General features: G+C 54.9%; 14 protein-coding genes, 4 tRNA genes and 1 rRNA gene. All 19 read right to left on the reverse strand.

What is annotated here, in order from left to right:
- Window positions 1-12 precede the first annotated feature (12 nt).
- Complete coding sequence (gene fusA / locus KGB25_RS21400; protein WP_008030893.1) at window positions 13-2118, reverse strand: elongation factor G; 2106 nt, start codon at window positions 2116-2118, stop codon at window positions 13-15.
- Between the two features lie 30 nt (window positions 2119-2148).
- On the reverse strand, window positions 2149-2619 hold the full coding sequence (rpsG, locus tag KGB25_RS21405) for a 30S ribosomal protein S7 (protein WP_002555493.1): 471 nt from the start codon (window positions 2617-2619) through the stop codon (window positions 2149-2151).
- Between the two features lie 119 nt (window positions 2620-2738).
- Complete coding sequence (gene rpsL / locus KGB25_RS21410; RefSeq protein ID WP_002555494.1) at window positions 2739-3110, reverse strand: 30S ribosomal protein S12; 372 nt, start codon at window positions 3108-3110, stop codon at window positions 2739-2741.
- A gap of 215 nt (window positions 3111-3325) precedes the next feature.
- Window positions 3326-7525: a DNA-directed RNA polymerase subunit beta' gene (gene rpoC, locus KGB25_RS21415; RefSeq protein WP_008030891.1), complete on the reverse strand. Its 4200-nt coding sequence runs from the start codon at window positions 7523-7525 to the stop codon at window positions 3326-3328.
- A 64-nt stretch (window positions 7526-7589) separates the two neighbouring features.
- Window positions 7590-11663, reverse strand: a complete 4074-nt coding sequence (gene rpoB, locus KGB25_RS21420) for a DNA-directed RNA polymerase subunit beta (RefSeq protein WP_008030889.1) — start codon at window positions 11661-11663, stop codon at window positions 7590-7592.
- A gap of 220 nt (window positions 11664-11883) precedes the next feature.
- Complete coding sequence (rplL, locus tag KGB25_RS21425) at window positions 11884-12249, reverse strand: 50S ribosomal protein L7/L12 (RefSeq protein ID WP_008030886.1); 366 nt, start codon at window positions 12247-12249, stop codon at window positions 11884-11886.
- Between the two features lie 75 nt (window positions 12250-12324).
- Window positions 12325-12825: a 50S ribosomal protein L10 gene (gene rplJ / locus KGB25_RS21430; RefSeq protein ID WP_008030884.1), complete on the reverse strand. Its 501-nt coding sequence runs from the start codon at window positions 12823-12825 to the stop codon at window positions 12325-12327.
- A gap of 198 nt (window positions 12826-13023) precedes the next feature.
- The gene (gene rplA / locus KGB25_RS21435; RefSeq protein ID WP_008041297.1) at window positions 13024-13719 is read right to left on the reverse strand and encodes a 50S ribosomal protein L1; all 696 of its coding nucleotides are present in this window, start codon (window positions 13717-13719) and stop codon (window positions 13024-13026) included.
- Window positions 13719-14150: a 50S ribosomal protein L11 gene (gene rplK, locus KGB25_RS21440; RefSeq protein WP_008030880.1), complete on the reverse strand. Its 432-nt coding sequence runs from the start codon at window positions 14148-14150 to the stop codon at window positions 13719-13721. Before rplK ends, rplA begins: the two co-directional genes overlap by 1 nt.
- A 117-nt stretch (window positions 14151-14267) precedes the next feature.
- Window positions 14268-14801, reverse strand: coding sequence for a transcription termination/antitermination protein NusG (gene nusG / locus KGB25_RS21445; RefSeq protein WP_007896622.1), 534 nt, complete (start codon window positions 14799-14801; stop codon window positions 14268-14270).
- A 9-nt stretch (window positions 14802-14810) separates the two neighbouring features.
- Entirely contained in the window at window positions 14811-15179 is a 369-nt protein-coding gene (secE, locus tag KGB25_RS21450; protein ID WP_007896620.1) for a preprotein translocase subunit SecE, read from the reverse strand.
- A 45-nt stretch (window positions 15180-15224) separates the two neighbouring features.
- Window positions 15225-15300: transfer RNA gene (locus KGB25_RS21455), tRNA-Trp, on the reverse strand.
- Window positions 15301-15473: 173 nt separating this feature from the next.
- Window positions 15474-15549, reverse strand: a tRNA-Thr gene (locus KGB25_RS21460).
- Between the two features lie 26 nt (window positions 15550-15575).
- Window positions 15576-15649, reverse strand: a tRNA-Gly gene (locus KGB25_RS21465).
- Window positions 15650-15673: 24 nt separating this feature from the next.
- Window positions 15674-15758 (reverse strand) — tRNA-Tyr (locus tag KGB25_RS21470).
- Window positions 15759-15900: 142 nt separating this feature from the next.
- On the reverse strand, window positions 15901-16341 hold the full coding sequence (locus KGB25_RS21475; RefSeq protein WP_008041291.1) for a hypothetical protein: 441 nt from the start codon (window positions 16339-16341) through the stop codon (window positions 15901-15903).
- Window positions 16342-16348: 7 nt separating this feature from the next.
- Window positions 16349-17098 carry a pantothenate kinase gene (locus KGB25_RS21480; protein WP_008030876.1) on the reverse strand — a complete coding sequence of 250 codons (750 nt, stop codon included), beginning with the start codon at window positions 17096-17098 and terminating at the stop codon, window positions 16349-16351.
- Window positions 17088-18047 carry a bifunctional biotin--[acetyl-CoA-carboxylase] ligase/biotin operon repressor BirA gene (gene birA / locus KGB25_RS21485; RefSeq protein WP_008041288.1) on the reverse strand — a complete coding sequence of 320 codons (960 nt, stop codon included), beginning with the start codon at window positions 18045-18047 and terminating at the stop codon, window positions 17088-17090. Before birA ends, KGB25_RS21480 begins: the two co-directional genes overlap by 11 nt.
- 134 nt (window positions 18048-18181) lie before the next feature.
- A 5S ribosomal RNA gene (rrf, locus tag KGB25_RS21490) occupies window positions 18182-18278 on the reverse strand; the annotation flags it as partial.

Here is an 18278-nt window from a genome sequence, read left to right on the forward strand (position 1 = left end):
TAAAGGACTGAATCAGCCTTGTTTTTTGGTTACAGTTTCGACGATGTGCGACGGAGCTGTATTGTATTTTTTGAATTCCATAGAGTAGCTTGCGCGACCTTGGGACATGGAACGAACGTCGGTCGCATAACCGAACATCTCGCCCAACGGAACCTCGGCACGAATTACTTTACCGGAAACCGTATCTTCCATACCCAGGATCATGCCGCGACGACGGTTAAGGTCGCCCATCACGTCACCCATATAGTCTTCAGGTGTAACAACCTCTACAGCCATGATCGGCTCGAGCAACTCACCACCGCCCTTCTGGGCCAGTTGCTTGGTCGCCATGGAAGCAGCCACCTTAAACGCCATCTCGTTCGAGTCGACGTCATGGTAGGAACCATCAAACACGGTAGCCTTCAGGCCGATCAGCGGATAGCCGGCAACAACGCCGTTCTTCATCTGCTCTTCGATACCCTTCTGGATAGCCGGGATGTATTCCTTAGGAACCACACCACCCACTACTTCGTTCAGGAATTGCAGACCTTCCTGACCTTCGTCAGCAGGAGCAAAGCGAATCCAGCAATGACCAAACTGGCCACGACCGCCGGACTGACGAACGAACTTGCCTTCGATTTCGCAGCTCTTCGTGATGCGCTCACGGTACGAAACTTGAGGCTTACCGATGTTGGCTTCGACGTTGAACTCACGGCGCATCCGGTCAACCAGGATGTCCAGGTGCAACTCGCCCATGCCGGAGATGATCGTTTGACCAGTCTCTTCATCAGTCTTGACGCGGAAAGACGGGTCTTCCTGAGCAAGCTTGCCCAGAGCGATACCCATTTTTTCCTGGTCATCCTTGGTCTTAGGCTCTACGGCAACCGAAATAACCGGCTCCGGGAAGTCCATGCGAACCAGGATGATTGGCTTGTCAGCGTTGCACAAAGTCTCACCAGTGGTGACATCCTTCATGCCGATCAAGGCCGCGATGTCACCAGCGCGAACTTCCTTGATCTCTTCGCGGGCGTTTGCGTGCATTTGCACCATACGACCCACACGCTCTTTCTTGCCTTTAACCGAGTTGATCACGCCGTCGCCGGAGGCCAACACGCCCGAGTAAACTCGAACAAAGGTCAAAGTACCCACGAATGGGTCGGTAGCGATCTTGAACGCCAGAGCCGAGAACGGCTCGCTGTCGTCTGCGTGACGCTCCATTTCCTTGGTCTCGTCATCCGGGTCAGTACCCTTGATGGCAGGAATGTCGGTAGGAGCAGGCAGGTAGTCGATAACGGCGTCGAGAACCAGGGGAACGCCCTTGTTCTTGAAGGAAGAACCGCAAACAGCCAGAACGATCTCGCCAGCAATAGTACGCTGACGCAGAGCGGCCTTGATTTCCGCGTTGGTGAGTTCTTCACCTTCGAGGTACTTGTTCATCAGCTCTTCGCTGGCTTCGGCCGCAGCTTCAATCATGTTGCTGCGCCACTCGTCAGCCAATTCCTGCAATTCAGCAGGGATAGGCTCGCGACGTGGAGTCATGCCTTTGTCAGCGTCATTCCAGTAAACAGCTTCCATGGACATCAGATCGATCTGACCCTGGAAGTTGTCTTCGGAACCGATAGCCAACTGGATTGGCACCGGAGTGTGACCCAGACGCTGCTTGATCTGACCGATCACGCGCAGGAAGTTTGCACCAGCACGGTCCATCTTGTTTACGTAAACAAGACGTGGAACGCCGTACTTGTTGGCCTGACGCCATACGGTTTCCGACTGAGGCTCAACACCCGAGGTACCGCAGAACACAACGACCGCGCCGTCGAGAACACGCAGGGAACGCTCAACTTCAATAGTGAAGTCAACGTGGCCCGGGGTGTCGATGACGTTGAAGCGATACTGATCTTTGTGCTGCTTCTCGGAACCCTGCCAGAAGGCGGTAATAGCAGCAGAAGTAATGGTAATACCACGCTCCTGCTCCTGCACCATCCAGTCTGTGGTCGCGGCGCCGTCATGCACCTCGCCCATTTTGTGACTTTTGCCAGTGTAAAAAAGGACGCGCTCGGTGGTGGTGGTTTTACCAGCATCCACGTGAGCAACGATACCAATGTTACGGTAGCGATTAATCGGTGTAGTACGAGCCATAAAGCCCTCGCAAAATTAGTGACGCTAAAATTAGAAGCGGTAGTGCGAGAAAGCCTTGTTGGCTTCAGCCATACGGTGCACGTCTTCACGCTTCTTAACTGCAGCACCTTTGCCTTCAGCAGCGTCCAACAGTTCGCCAGCCAAACGCAGAGCCATAGACTTCTCGCCGCGCTTACGGGCGAAGTCTACCAACCAGCGCATTGCCAGAGCGTTACGACGGGACGGACGAACTTCGACCGGAACCTGGTAAGTAGCACCGCCTACACGGCGCGACTTTACTTCGACCAGCGGAGCGATGGCGTCGAGAGCTTTCTCGAAGATTTCCAGGGGGTCGCTGTTCTTGCGTTCTTTAACCTTCTCCAGCGCGCCATAAACGATACGCTCGGCAACGGCTTTCTTGCCGCTTTCCATCACGTGGTTCATGAACTTGGCCAGAATTTGGCTTCCGTATTTTGGATCGTCAAGCACTTCGCGCTTGGCTGCTACGCGTCTTCTTGGCATGGATAAGCCCTCAAACGGTCTTCAGGTTCGCTCGGAATCAGTGCCCTTTCGGGACGCCTCCGACCTTACTCTTATCGACTCAGAAAAATAGATGATTCAGTTTTTACAAAAAGCCACTACTACTTAGGCTTCTTGGTACCGTACTTCGAACGACCTTGGTTACGACCTTTAACGCCAGAAGTATCCAAAGAGCCGCGAACGGTGTGGTAACGAACACCTGGCAAGTCTTTTACACGACCGCCGCGGATCAGTACCACGCTGTGCTCTTGCAGGTTGTGGCCTTCACCGCCGATGTACGAGGAAACCTCGAAACCGTTGGTCAGACGCACACGGCATACTTTACGCAGTGCCGAGTTAGGTTTTTTCGGCGTGGTGGTATACACACGGGTGCATACGCCACGACGTTGCGGGCAGTTCTGCAGCGCAGGCACGTCGGATTTCTCGACGATACGCTTACGCGGCTGACGTACCAGCTGGTTGATAGTTGCCATCTACTAGCTCCACTGTTGTCTTGCGACGCTATTGTCTTGCAAGAAAAGCAAAATGGCAGGAACGAATTCCCGCCAAATTTAGGGGTACAAGAGTCTAAAGAGGATCTTGCCCCCAGTCAAGACAAGGCCCCGACCTTCCCGCTTATCCAACCTCGACAAAATGTCTTGATTCGATGAACGGAACGATCAGGGCCTTGGCTCATTTATCGCAGAACTCAGTTACCGCTCGAGTTCAGCGCTTCGGTCAGTGCAGCTTCCACTTCACTGGCGCTTACGCGCAACGGTTTGTCAGCATCACGACGGCGTTTACGCTCGCTGTGATAAGCCAGACCGGTACCAGCCGGGATCAGACGACCCACGACCACGTTTTCTTTCAGGCCGCGCAAGTAATCGCGCTTGCCGGTTACCGCCGCTTCGGTCAGTACGCGAGTGGTTTCCTGGAAGGAAGCCGCCGAGATGAACGATTCGGTGGACAACGACGCCTTGGTGATACCCAGCAGCACGCGAGTGAACTTGGAAACGAATTTCTCGTCGTTCGCCAGGCGCTCGTTTTCTACCAGTACGTGAGTCAATTCCATCTGGTCGCCCTTGATGAAACTGGAATCGCCGGATTCAGCGATTTCAACTTTACGCAGCATCTGACGCAGGATGGTCTCGATGTGCTTGTCGTTGATCTTCACGCCTTGCAGACGGTAAACGTCCTGGATCTCGTTCACGATGTACTTGGCCAGCGCACTTACACCCAGCAGACGCAGGATGTCGTGTGGATCGCTCGGGCCGTCGGAGATAACTTCGCCGCGGTTTACCTGTTCGCCTTCGAAGACGTTCAGGTGACGCCACTTCGGAATCAGCTCTTCGTACGGATCGCTACCGTCGTTCGGAGTGATGACCAGACGGCGCTTGCCTTTGGTCTCTTTACCGAACGCGATGGTGCCGCTGACTTCAGCCAGAATCGAGGCTTCTTTCGGACGACGGGCTTCGAACAAGTCGGCAACACGCGGCAGACCACCGGTGATGTCACGGGTCTTCGAAGTCTCTTGCGGAATACGAGCGATAACATCACCGATCGCGATTTTCGCACCGTCCGCAACACCGACCAGGGCGTTGGCTGGCAGGAAGTACTGAGCGATAACGTCAGTGCCTGGCAGCAACAGATCCTTGCCGTTGTCATCAACCATCTTCACAGCAGGACGGATATCTTTACCGGCAGCTGGACGGTCTTTGGCGTCGAGGACTTCAATGTTGGTCATACCGGTCAATTCGTCAGTCTGACGCTTGATCGTGATGCCTTCTTCCATGCCCACGTAGGTCACGGTACCTTTCATTTCGGTAACGATTGGGTGAGTGTGCGGATCCCACTTGGCCACGATTGCGCCAGCGTCGACCTTGTCACCTTCTTTAACCGAAATCACAGCACCGTACGGCAGCTTGTAACGCTCGCGCTCACGACCGAAGTCATCAGCGATTGCCAGCTCACCGGAACGGGACACAGCAACCAGGCAACCATCCACTCGCTCAACGTGCTTCAGGTTGTGCAGACGGACGGTACCGCCATTCTTCACCTGAACGCTGTCAGCTGCGGAGGTCCGGCTTGCCGCACCACCGATGTGGAACGTACGCATGGTCAGCTGGGTACCCGGCTCACCGATGGACTGGGCAGCGATAACGCCGACCGCTTCACCGATGTTCACCTGGTGACCACGAGCCAAGTCACGGCCGTAGCACTTGGCGCAAATGCCATAGCGGGTTTCGCAGCTGATCGGCGAACGCACGATCACTTCGTCGATGCTGTTCAGCTCGATGAACTCGACCCACTTCTCGTCTACCAGAGTGCCGGCAGGAACGATAACTTCCTCGGTACCTGGCTTGAATACGTCACGGGCAATGACACGACCCAATACGCGCTCACCCAACGGCTCAACAACGTCACCGCCTTCAATGTGCGGAGTCATTACCAGGCCATGTTCGGTGCCGCAATCGATCTCGGTCACAACCAGATCCTGCGCCACGTCTACCAGACGACGAGTCAGGTAACCGGAGTTCGCAGTTTTCAACGCGGTATCCGCCAAACCTTTACGAGCACCGTGAGTCGAGATGAAGTACTGAAGTACGCTCAAACCTTCACGGAAGTTCGCAGTAATCGGCGTTTCGATGATGGAACCGTCCGGCTTGGCCATCAGGCCACGCATACCGGCGAGCTGACGAATCTGCGCAGCAGAACCCCGTGCGCCCGAGTCGGCCATCATGTACATCGAGTTGAAGGACTCTTGGTCGACTTCGACGCCATGACGGTCGATGACTTTCTCTTTCGAGAGGTTGGCCATCATCGCCTTGGAAACTTCGTCGTTCGCCTTGGACCAAAGGTCGATCACTTTGTTGTACTTCTCGCCCTGGGTTACCAGGCCGGAGGCGTACTGACTTTCGATCTCTTTCACTTCGTCGGTAGCAGCACCGATGATGCGGGCTTTTTCATCCGGGATAACGAAGTCGTTAACACCGATGGAAACGCCGGAAATAGTCGAATAGGCAAAACCGGTGTACATCAACTGGTCAGCGAAGATCACGGTCTCTTTCAAACCAACCACGCGGTAGCACTGGTTGATCAGCTTGGAGATCGCCTTTTTCTTCATCGGCAGGTTGACGACGTCGTACGACAGACCTTTTGGTACAACCTGGAACAACAGCGCACGGCCGACAGTGGTGTCGACGATACGAGTGTTGGTCACGCTGCCGCCATCACGGTCGTTGACGGTTTCGTTGATCCGCACTTTGACTTTTGCGTGCAGTGCGGCTTCGCCGGCACGGAACACACGGTCAACTTCTTGCAGATCCGCGAACACACGACCTTCGCCCTTGGCGTTGATCGCTTCACGAGTCATGTAGTACAGACCCAATACAACGTCCTGCGACGGAACGATGATTGGCTCACCGTTGGCTGGCGACAGAATGTTGTTGGTCGACATCATCAACGCACGCGCTTCCAACTGGGCTTCCAGTGTCAGCGGTACGTGCACGGCCATTTGGTCGCCGTCGAAGTCGGCGTTGTACGCAGCACAGACCAGAGGGTGCAGCTGGATAGCCTTACCTTCGATCAGAACTGGTTCAAACGCCTGGATACCCAGACGGTGAAGGGTCGGTGCACGGTTGAGAAGCACTGGGTGTTCGCGGATAACTTCAGCGAGAACGTCCCAAACTTCCGGCAGCTCGCGCTCGACCATCTTCTTCGCAGCTTTGATGGTGGTAGCGAGACCACGCATTTCCAGCTTGCCGAAAATGAACGGCTTGAACAGCTCGAGAGCCATTTTCTTCGGCAGACCGCACTGGTGCAGACGCAGGGTCGGACCTACGGTAATTACCGAACGACCGGAGTAGTCAACACGCTTACCGAGCAAGTTCTGACGGAAACGACCTTGCTTACCCTTGATCATGTCAGCCAGGGATTTCAGAGGACGCTTGTTGGAACCGGTGATAGCGCGGCCACGACGACCGTTGTCGAGCAGTGCATCGACGGCTTCCTGCAACATACGCTTTTCGTTGCGCACGATGATGTCCGGAGCGGACAGATCGAGCAGACGCTTCAAGCGGTTGTTACGGTTGATCACTCGACGATACAGATCGTTGAGGTCGGAAGTCGCGAAGCGACCGCCATCCAGCGGGACCAGTGGACGCAGATCTGGCGGCAGAACCGGCAGAACGGTCAGCACCATCCATTCTGGAAGGTTGCCGGAACCCTGGAAGGCTTCCATCAACTTCAGACGCTTGGACAGCTTCTTGATTTTGGTTTCGGAGTTGGTTTGCGGAATTTCTTCACGCAGACGGCCAATCTCGTGTTCCAGGTCGATAGCGTGCAGCAGTTCGCGGACAGCTTCGGCACCCATGCGGGCATCGAAATCGTCACCGAACTCTTCCAGCGCTTCGAAGTACTGCTCATCGTTCAGCAGCTGACCTTTTTCAAGGGTGGTCATGCCTGGATCGATAACGACATAGCTCTCGAAATAGAGAACGCGTTCGATATCACGCAGGGTCATGTCCATCAGCAAGCCGATACGCGACGGCAGCGATTTCAGGAACCAGATGTGGGCAACTGGCGAGGCCAGTTCGATGTGCGCCATGCGCTCACGACGAACTTTAGCCAGCGCGACTTCAACGCCGCACTTCTCGCAGATCACACCACGGTGCTTCAAGCGCTTGTACTTACCGCACAGGCACTCGTAATCCTTTACCGGGCCAAAGATCTTGGCGCAGAACAGGCCGTCACGCTCAGGTTTGAACGTACGGTAGTTGATGGTTTCCGGCTTTTTAACTTCACCGAACGACCACGAACGGATCATCTCAGGCGATGCCAATCCAATACGGATGGCGTCGAACTCTTCGACTTGACCCTGGTTTTTCAGCAAATTCAGTAGGTCTTTCAAGGCCTTTCCTCCTGGCGGAGCAGAGAGCGGGCAATCCTGCCCCGCTCTCGATTCGCGTCACGTGTTATTCGGTTTCCAGATCGATATCGATGCCGAGGGAACGAATTTCCTTGATCAACACGTTGAAGGACTCGGGCATGCCCGGCTCCATACGGTGATCGCCATCCACGATGTTTTTGTACATCTTGGTACGGCCGTTCACATCGTCCGACTTCACTGTGAGCATTTCTTGCAGAGTGTAAGCGGCACCGTATGCTTCCAGTGCCCAGACCTCCATCTCCCCGAAACGCTGACCACCGAACTGTGCCTTACCACCCAGCGGCTGCTGGGTAACCAGGCTGTACGAACCGGTAGAACGAGCGTGCATCTTGTCGTCTACCAAGTGGTTCAGCTTCAGCATGTACATGTAGCCAACAGTAACCGGGCGCTCGAACTTGTTGCCGGTACGGCCGTCGGTCAGCTGCATCTGGCCGCTTTCTGGCAGGTCTGCAAGTTTCAGCATGGCCTTGATTTCGCTTTCCTTGGCGCCGTCGAACACTGGAGTGGCCATTGGAACGCCGCCACGCAGGTTCTTCGCCAGATCCAGGATTTCCTGATCAGAGAAGCTATCCAGATCTTCGTTACGACCGCCGATCTCGTTGTAGATCTCGTGCAGGAACTTGCGAAGCTCGGCGACTTTGCGCTGCTCTTCGATCATCCGGTTGATCTTCTCGCCCAGACCTTTGGCCGCGAGGCCCAGGTGGGTTTCAAGGATCTGACCAACGTTCATACGCGAAGGTACGCCCAACGGGTTGAGGACGACGTCGACCGGGGTGCCATTGGCATCGTGCGGCATGTCTTCAACCGGCATGATCACGGAGACCACACCTTTGTTACCGTGACGACCGGCCATCTTGTCGCCCGGCTGGATGCGGCGACGGATTGCCAGGTAAACCTTGACGATTTTCAGCACGCCTGGAGCCAGGTCATCGCCCTGCTGCAGTTTGCGCTTCTTGTCTTCGAACTTGTCGTCCAGCAGACGGCGGCGATCAACGATGTAGGCCTGAGCCTTCTCGAGCTGCTCGTTCAGAGCATCTTCAGCCATGCGCAGTTTGAACCACTGACCATGCTCAAGACCGTCGAGAACTTCGTCGGTGATGTCCTGACCTTTCTTCAGACCGGCGCCGCCTTCGGCTTTATGGCCGACCAGAGCGGAACGCAGACGTTCGAAAGTGGCGCCTTCAACGATACGGAACTCTTCGTTCAGATCCTTGCGGATCTCGTCGAGCTGAGTCTTCTCGATCGACAGTGCACGAGCATCACGCTCAACGCCGTCGCGGGTGAAGACCTGTACGTCGATGACAGTACCCTTGGTACCGGTAGGTACACGCAGGGAGGTGTCTTTAACGTCGCTGGCTTTTTCACCGAAGATGGCACGCAGCAGCTTCTCTTCCGGAGTCAGTTGAGTCTCGCCTTTCGGAGTGACCTTACCGACCAGAATGTCGCCTGCGCCAACTTCAGCACCTACGTAAACGATACCGGCTTCGTCCAGTTTGTTCAGTGCAGCTTCACCCACGTTAGGGATGTCTGCAGTGATTTCCTCAGGCCCAAGCTTGGTGTCACGTGCCACACAGGTCAGTTCCTGAATGTGGATCGTGGTGAAGCGATCTTCCTGAACAACACGCTCGGACAGGCAGATGGAGTCTTCGAAGTTGAAGCCGTTCCATGCCATGAACGCGATGCGCATGTTCTGACCCAGAGCCAGCTCACCCATGTCGGTGGACGGACCGTCGGCCATGATGTCGCTGCGCTGGACCCGATCACCTTTACGCACCAGCGGACGCTGGTTGATGCAGGTGTTCTGGTTAGAGCGGGTGTATTTGGTCAGGTTGTAGATGTCGACACCAGCTTCGCCGGTTTCAACTTCGTCATCAGCAACACGAACCACGATACGGCTGGCGTCCACGGAATCGATAACGCCGCCACGACGAGCCACGACGCAAACGCCGGAGTCACGAGCTACGTTACGCTCCATGCCGGTACCGACCAGCGGCTTGTCAGCGCGCAGGGTTGGTACAGCTTGACGCTGCATGTTCGAACCCATCAACGCACGGTTGGCGTCGTCGTGCTCGAGGAACGGGATCAGCGACGCTGCAACCGAAACTACCTGCTTCGGCGATACGTCCATCAAGGTGACGTCTTCCGGCGCCTTGACGGTGAACTCGTTCAAGTGACGAACAGCTACCAGCTCGTCGATCAGGACTTTCTTGTCGTTCATCGTGGCCGAAGCCTGAGCGATCACGTGATCAGCTTCTTCGATGGCGGACAGGAACACGATCTCGTCGGTGACCAGAGCGTCTTTCACCACACGGTACGGGCTCTCGAGGAAGCCGTACTGGTTGGTGCGCGCATAGGCGGCCAGGGAGTTGATCAGACCGATGTTCGGACCTTCCGGCGTTTCGATCGGGCATACACGACCGTAGTGAGTCGGGTGTACGTCACGAACTTCAAAGCCGGCACGCTCACGAGTCAAACCGCCAGGGCCGAGTGCTGACACACGACGCTTGTGGGTGATCTCGGACAGCGGGTTGTTCTGGTCCATGAACTGGGACAGCTGGCTGGAACCGAAGAACTCTTTCACCGCCGCAGCCACTGGCTTGGCGTTGATCAGGTCTTGCGGCATCAGGCCTTCGCTTTCAGCCATCGACAGACGCTCTTTGACCGCACGCTCAACACGTACCAGGCCAACGCGGAACTGGTTCTCGGCCATTTCGCCTACGCAGCGAACACGACGGTTACCCAGGTGGTCGATGTCATCGACGATGCCTTTACCGTTACGGATGTCGACCAGAGTCTTCAGAACCGCGACGATGTCTTCTTTGCACAACACGCCCGAACCTTCGATCTCGGTACGACCGATACGACGGTTGAACTTCATCCGGCCGACCGCAGACAGGTCATAGCGCTCAGGGCTGAAGAACAGGTTGTTGAACAGAGTCTCGGCAGCGTCTTTGGTTGGCGGCTCGCCTGGACGCATCATGCGATAGATCTCGACCAGCGCTTCCAATTGGTTGCTGGTGGAGTCGATCTTCAGGGTGTCGGAGACGAACGGACCGCAGTCGATATCGTTGGTGTACAGAGTTTCGATGCGGACAACCTGAGCCTTGGCGATTTTCGCCAGGATCTCGGTGTTCAGCTCGGTGTTGCACTCTGCCAGGATTTCGCCGGTTGCCGGATGCACGATGACCTTGGCGGTAGTGCGACCCAGGACGTAGTCCAGAGGCACTTGCAGCTCTTTGATCCCGGCTTTTTCCAGCTGGTTGATGTGGCGAGCGGTGATACGACGACCTTGCTCGACAATAACCTTGCCTTTGTCATCCAGGATATCCAGGACAGCAATTTCACCACGCAGGCGCTGAGGCACCAGTTCCAGGCTGAGGTTTTCACCTTGCACGTGGAAGACGTTGGTGGTGTAGAACGCGTCGAGCACTTCTTCAGTGGTATAGCCGAGCGCACGCAGCAGTACCGATGCAGGCAGCTTGCGACGACGGTCGATACGCACGAACACGCAGTCTTTCGGATCGAACTCGAAGTCCAACCACGAACCGCGGTAAGGAATGATGCGCGCGGAGTACAGCAGTTTGCCGGAGCTGTGCGTCTTGCCACGGTCGTGGTCGAAGAACACGCCCGGGGAACGGTGCAGCTGGGAAACGATTACACGCTCGGTACCGTTGATTACGAAGGTACCGTTCTCAGTCATCAGGGGGATTTCACCCATGTAGACTTCTTGCTCTTTGATGTCCTTGATCGCTTTGTTCGACGATTCTTTGTCGAAAATGATCAGGCGCACTTTTACCCGCAAAGGTACGGCATAAGTTACACCGCGCAATACGCATTCTTTGACATCAAATGCCGGTTCGCCCAGGCGATAACCGACGTACTCCAGCGCAGCATTGCCGGAGTAGCTGATGATCGGGAAAACGGATTTGAAGGCCGCATGCAGGCCCACGTCGCGGAACTGATCTTTAGTCGCTCCCGCTTGCAAGAATTCACGATACGAATCCAGCTGGATGGCCAGGAGGTACGGCACATCCATGACGTCCGGCAACTTGCTAAAGTCCTTGCGGATACGTTTTTTCTCAGTATATGAGTAAGCCATCAGCGTTCCCCAGCTTGGTCACCTGCTTGTTTGGCCCCTCCCGACGGGAGCAGCCAGAAAATCGTGCAAACCCCATGGTTTGCGCCACCGCATCGGGTGGTTACAACTCGTTATCAGCACCGACCCAGTCGGCTGCCAATAACGGAAAAAGGCCGGTGGCAAGAGCCACCAGCCATCAGCCTTTCGCTTAACGCTCGGGCTGGAGGAGCAAAGTCGATGCTTACTTCAGCTCGACTTTAGCGCCTGCTTCTTCCAGTACTGCTTTGGCTTTGTCAGCTGCGTCTTTGGCAACAGCTTCCAGAACCATGGCAGGAGCGCCGTCAACTACAGCCTTGGCTTCTTTCAGGCCCAGACCGGTCAGTTCACGTACAGCCTTGATCACGTTAACTTTCTTCTCGCCAGCTTCGGTCAGCATGACGTTGAATTCAGTTTGCTCTTCAACAACAGCGGCAGCAGCAGCTGGACCAGCCGATGCAGCAGCAGCGGTAACGCCGAATTTTTCTTCGAAAGCTTTGATCAGCTCAACAACTTCCATTACGGACATGTTGCCAACTGCTTCAAGGATATCGTTCTGAGAGATAGACATGAATCTAATTCCTGATATTGGGGACGGCCTACGCGACCATCGAAATAAACAAAAAACGCGAGAAGGAGACGAGCCTTAGGCTGCGGCAGCTTCTTTTTGGTCGCGAACTGCCGCCAGAGTACGAGCCAACTTGCTGGTAGCGCCTTGAATCACGCTCATCAGCTGAGAAATAGCTTCGTTACGGGTCGGCAGGGTTGCCAGTACGTCGATCTGATTAGCTGCGAGGAACTTGCCCTCGAACGCAGCTGCCTTGATCTCGAACTTATCCTGACCTTTTGCGAACTCTTTGAAGATACGAGCAGCAGCGCCCGGATGTTCTTTGGAGAATGCAATCAAGGTAGGGCCGGTGAACACGTCGTTGAGAACACTGTATTCAGTGTCGGCAACGGCGCGCTTGAGCAGGGTGTTACGTACAACACGTACGTAAACGCCAGCTTCACGAGCCTCTTTACGGAGTCCGGTCATTGCGCCTACTGTTACGCCACGGGCATCAGCCACGACAGCGGACAGAGCGACTTTGGCAGCCTCGTTGACTTCAGCGACGATGGCCTTCTTGTCTTCGAGTTTAATTGCCACGGGTTTAACTCCTGCTTGTTACCGTTTCATCCAACCGGAGCCGGATGTCGTTTTGGTGTCTGATTCGGTAAGGAACCGGGAGCACCATCTGCGTAGGCTTGAGGTTTAAGACTTGCGTCGCCTACGGTCTTGGATAGCCCCCGCCAGGCAGGGACCCCAATCTTTCAATTGGCGCAATCGCTTACGCCAACCTGTGTCTTACGCGTCGAGCGAGCTTTGGTCGATGACCAGACCTGGGCCCATAGTGGTGCTCAGGGTAACGCGCTTGACGTAAATGCCTTTCGAGGAAGCTGGCTTGATACGCTTCAGATCAGCGATCAGGGCTTCAACGTTTTCCTTCAGCTTGACGGCGTCGAAGCCAATCTTGCCAACGGAAGTGTGGATGATGCCGTTTTTGTCGGTGCGATAACGAACCTGACCAGCCTTGGCGTTTTTAACCGCGGTAGCTACGTCTGGAGTTACGGTGCCGACTTTAGGGTTAGGCATCAGGCCACGTGGACCGAGGATCTGACCCAACTGACCTACAACGCGCATTGCATCCGGGGATGCGATAACTACGTCATAGTTCAGGTCGCCGCCTTTCATTTCGGCAGCCAGGTCGTCCATACCTACACGGTCAGCGCCGGCAGCCAGAGCGGCCTCAGCAGCTGGACCCTGGGTGAACACAGCAACGCGAACAGTCTTGCCAGTGCCGTGCGGCAGCACAGTAGCGCTACGAACGACCTGGTCGGATTTACGCGGGTCAACACCCAAGTTCACAGCAACGTCGAACGACTCGCTGAACTTGACAGTCGACAGCTCAGCCAGCAGAGCAGCAGCGTCTACAAAGTTGTAGGACTTGCCTGCTTCGATTTTGCCGGCGATAGCCTTTTGACGCTTGGTCAACTTAGCCATTACACACCCTCCACGTTAAGGCCCATGCTACGAGCAGAACCGGCGATGGTACGCACGGCTGCTTCCATATCAGCTGCAGTCAGATCCGCGTTTTTAACTTTCGCGATTTCTTCCAGCTGAGCACGAGTCACGGTGCCAACCTTAACGGTGTTCGGACGAGCGGAACCGCTAGTCAGACCAGCCGCCTTCTTCAGCAGAACCGAAGCAGGGGTGGATTTGGTTTCGAAAGTGAAGCTACGGTCGCTGTAGACAGTGATGATCACTGGAGTCGGCAGACCTGGCTCAATACCCTGAGTACGGGCGTTGAAAGCCTTGCAGAATTCCATGATGTTCACGCCGTGCTGACCCAGAGCAGGACCAACAGGTGGGCTTGGGTTAGCCTGAGCGGCCTTCACTTGCAGCTTGATGTAAGCGGTAATCTTCTTGGCCATGAGGCACTCCAATTACGGGTTCGAACGCCTCGAAAGGCTCCCCGGTTACTTGCGCGTTTATCCCAGTGACGACAAAACCCCACAGCCTAGGGCTGCGGGGTTGGGATGCTTGTTCAGCTAGACTTTTTCGACCTGGCTGAACTCTAGCTCTACCGGAGTAGAGCGACCGAAAATAAGCACTGCCACTTGGATCCGGCTCTTTTCGTAGTTAACTTCTTCAACCGTGCCGGTAAAGTCGGCAAACGGCCCGTCGTTGACACGTACCGACTCACCAGGCTCGAACAACGTCTTCGGCTTAGGCTTATCGCTACCATCAGCGACACGACGCAGAATCGCTTCTGCCTCTTTGTCTGTGATTGGTGCAGGCTTATCAGCGGTACCGCCGATGAAACCCATCACCCGAGGAGTATCCTTGACCAAGTGCCAAGTACCCTCGTTCATGTCCATCTGAACCAGCACATAACCTGGGAAGAACTTACGCTCGCTTTTGCGCTTCTGGCCATTACGCATTTCAACCACTTCTTCAGTGGGAACCAGAATTTCGCCAAAGCCATCTTCCATGCCAGCCAGCTTTACGCGCTCTACTAACGAGCGCATGACATGCTTCTCGTAACCGGAGTAAGCATGCACAACGTACCAACGCTTAGCCACGGGACACCCTTAGCCGACAATCAAGGAAACAAGCCAGCCGAGCAGGGAATCAAGACCCCACAACAGCAACGCCATAACCAACACAACAGCGACAACGATCAACGTGGTCTGCGTGGTTTCTTGGCGAGTTGGCCATACGACTTTACGAATCTCGGTGCGAGCTTCCTTAACCAGTACAAAGAAAGACTTGCCCTTGACTGTTTGCAGACCTACGAAGGCAGCCACAGCAGCGATGACAAGCAATGCAAGTACGCGGTACAGGATCGGCGAAGCAGAGTAATACTGATTACCAACAACGCCAACAACCACCAAAGCGACTACTACTAGCCACTTGAGCAGATCGAAGCGAGAGCCTTGAGCTTCAGCTTTAGGAGTCATCTATGAAGATCCTGTGAAAAGAAAGCCAGACACACCAGGTGAATCTGGCAGGTCAGGAGGGAATCGAACCCCCAACCTACGGTTTTGGAGACCGTCGCTCTGCCAATTGAGCTACTGACCTAAAACAAAATCAGGCCGACCATTATGCCGACCCGAAAAAGACATTACAACACCTTACTCGACAGCCTCGCCCCTAAGACCAAAGCCACCCGCGCAACCAGCCAACAAAAAACAACAAGGCCTGATCGCAACCCTTAAAACAAAGGCAGATATTTTCATATCTGCCTTGTTATATGGAGCTCTTGAGCGGATTTGAACCGCTGACCTCACCCTTACCAAGGGTGTGCTCTACCAACTGAGCTACAAGAGCGTAACACTTTGCAGGACCTGCAAACTTGGAGCGGGTAGCGGGAATCGAACCCGCATCATCAGCTTGGAAGGCTGAGGTTCTACCACTAAACTATACCCGCGAGGCTTGCAGCTCTCGCTAAAAATGGTGGAGGGGGAAGGATTCGAACCTTCGAAGTCGTAGACGTCAGATTTACAGTCTGATCCCTTTGGCCGCTCGGGAACCCCTCCTAAGCGAGCCGGCATTCTATATCATGCCAGCCTTCTGTCAAGCATTTTCTCATTAAAAACCTGAGGTTAGCTGCGTTGACATCGCTTCGTTGTGTTTGCCGTTAAAGGCGTTCACTGCGAAGCGGGCGCCATTCTATTCAAACTATTCAGCGGGTGCAACCCCCTCGCACGGCATTATTTTATGTTTTAACTCATTGAATTCTCTAGAAAGGTTTTGCAGCTGAACCTCACCCAGCCAACGCCGGCTTTCAGGGGCGATCCGAACCCAATAACCCGCGAATTCAAGATGATCCTTTGGCAGGAGCTGATACTTGATTTCCATGCCATTCAAGCGCCGCTCAACTGCCTGAACCGCTTCTTGACGAACAAAACCACCCAAGTACAAACAGCTATTGTCCGGCAGAGCGGCCTTCCCCTTATCAAGGACCGGATCAGCCGCCTCGCTCAACAAGCGAATATCCTGCTGCCCTCCCCTATACAAACTCAGAGGAGTGACATCCTTCGCGCGCAGAGGAGCCTCTTGTTGGTGCCAGATGTAATAAAACACATTCAAAACAAGCAGCAGCAGAAACAACCAACGCATAAGAACCTCAGGACAAAGGACATGCCATAGCCAAACCCACAAATACCAGGTCCGGAACCACTCTAGCCTCTGGCACAATCTCAGAAACCAACCCGGCATCCCCACCGGTCAGAAACACGGAGAAATCCGCCCCCCAGTAGCTACGCGCAAGCTCCAGCTGGGTCAGAACAAAGCCTCTAAGCATCAACGAGCACCCCCGCTCAACCGCTTCGACGGTTGTGCGACCTGGAACGAGACTCTCCATGGCGCGCTCAGCTGCCAGATCCCCATAACGAATTTTACGGGTATGGGTGCGCAATTGATTTCGCATCAATGGCATTCCCGGACAAATAAACCCCCCTAGATGCTCTCCATCACCGGCAACGAAATCCGCAGTGACAGCAGTACCAAAATCAAGCACCAGGCATGCACCCGACGCTAATTGGAACCCCCCAAGCATCGCCAGCCAGCGGTCGAGCCCCAGGCGTTCGAACTCTTCATAGCCATTGCGAACCCCCGACATTTCGCGAGCGGGCGCAGCGCAAACTACTGACACTCCAAAAGTATCGGTCAGCAGAGTTATCAATGCACCGGTCTCTTCTGCCGTTCGGACACTGACCAATCGGCAAAACTTGAGGGCGAGCCCCTTGAGCGCGCTCAAGCTCTCCAGCAATGCAAGATTGGAGTCGACGACGCCCTCGCCAACCGTCTGGCGAGCATCAGCTTCAAGCACTCGCCACTTGATAAAACTGTTTCCGCAGTCGAGCTCAAGAATCATCACGCAACCTCAAGCTGAGCTCACCACCACTAAAGACTTTTTCCACACCACCCACCTTCAAGCGCAGAGCACCCTGACTATCAATACCCAGTACCTCGCCATCTATATGGTTAACTCCGGCGATCAACGACACCGCCCGACCCTGCCACAGATGATTCTGCTCCCACTCAGCCTGGATAGCGGAAAATCCGCCGACTTGATGTCGACTCAAATATACCTGGAGCATCTGCCCCAACTGCGCGACCAAGTGATTGCGATCGAATGTCCGCCCCGACTCGAGCCGCAAGGACGTCCACTGCTGATCAACCTCTTCGGTCATCTGCATGTTCACATTGATCCCGACACCCAGAACCACATGACACACATCAGCAGGATCGCCTACCAACTCAAGCAGTATCCCCGCGAGCTTTTTTTGACCAACCAGAACATCATTGGGCCACTTCAAGCCTGCATCTGATACGCCCAGCGCTCGCAAGGTTTGCAAGACAGCAAGCCCAACAACAAGACTCAAGCCTTCCAACTGGCGCATGCCACCTTCAATACGCAGCACCAGACTGTAATAGATATTTTCCGCGAAAGGACTCGCCCACTTACGCCCGCGGCGCCCACGGCCAGACGTCTGCCGCTCGGCAAGCACAAGAAATGGCGCTACCTGACCGCGCTCTATTGCACGCAGCGCCTCGGCGTTAGTGGAGTCAATTGAATCGAAAACCAGAATGGGCCAATTACAAGAAGGCGCCTGCTCTGCTATTGCGACAGAGTCGAGCAGTGTCAACGGCGAGGCCAATTGATAACCACGCCCCCGCACCTTGTGAATGGACAAGCCAAGCTCAGCCTCGAGCAGCTGAAGCTGCTTCCACACAGCACTGCGACTGACACCTAAAGCGGTGCCCAGGGCCTGGCCTGAATGGAATCGGCCATCCTTAAGAAGCTTTAACAACGTCAGCATGCAAGTCCCGCCTCACAATGAGGCCCGCATGATAGCCATGCCTTGAGCCGTTGCATAGAAACCGTACTGGGCAGATTTTCTTGCGGACAAAACAAAACCCCAACTGCTTTCGCAATTGGGGTTTCGGAATTTAATCTTGACGATGACCTACTCTCACATGGGGAAACCCCACACTACCATCGGCGATGCATCGTTTCACTGCTGAGTTCGGGATGGGATCAGGTGGTTCCA

The organism is Pseudomonas sp. BF-RE-21, from assembly GCF_019947305.1.
Classification (GTDB): Bacteria; Pseudomonadota; Gammaproteobacteria; order Pseudomonadales; family Pseudomonadaceae; genus Aquipseudomonas; species Aquipseudomonas migulae.

Bases quoted from the DNA above. Each gene is read 5' to 3' on its own strand.
- fusA (WP_008030893.1), bottom strand. From the start codon at position 2,118: ATGGCTCGTACTACACCGATTAATCGCTACCGTAACATTGGTATCGTT.
- rpsG (WP_002555493.1), bottom strand. From the start codon at position 2,619: ATGCCAAGAAGACGCGTAGCAGCCAAGCGCGAAGTGCTTGACGATCCA.
- rpsL (WP_002555494.1), bottom strand. From the start codon at position 3,110: ATGGCAACTATCAACCAGCTGGTACGTCAGCCGCGTAAGCGTATCGTC.
- rpoB (WP_008030889.1), bottom strand. From the start codon at position 11,663: ATGGCTTACTCATATACTGAGAAAAAACGTATCCGCAAGGACTTTAGC.
- rplL (WP_008030886.1), bottom strand. From the start codon at position 12,249: ATGTCTATCTCTCAGAACGATATCCTTGAAGCAGTTGGCAACATGTCC.
- rplA (WP_008041297.1), bottom strand. From the start codon at position 13,719: ATGGCTAAGTTGACCAAGCGTCAAAAGGCTATCGCCGGCAAAATCGAA.
- rplK (WP_008030880.1), bottom strand. From the start codon at position 14,150: ATGGCCAAGAAGATTACCGCTTACATCAAGCTGCAAGTGAAGGCCGCT.
- secE (WP_007896620.1), bottom strand. From the start codon at position 15,179: ATGACTCCTAAAGCTGAAGCTCAAGGCTCTCGCTTCGATCTGCTCAAG.
- KGB25_RS21475 (WP_008041291.1), bottom strand. From the start codon at position 16,341: ATGCGTTGGTTGTTTCTGCTGCTGCTTGTTTTGAATGTGTTTTATTAC.
- KGB25_RS21480 (WP_008030876.1), bottom strand. From the start codon at position 17,098: ATGATTCTTGAGCTCGACTGCGGAAACAGTTTTATCAAGTGGCGAGTG.
- birA (WP_008041288.1), bottom strand. From the start codon at position 18,047: ATGCTGACGTTGTTAAAGCTTCTTAAGGATGGCCGATTCCATTCAGGC.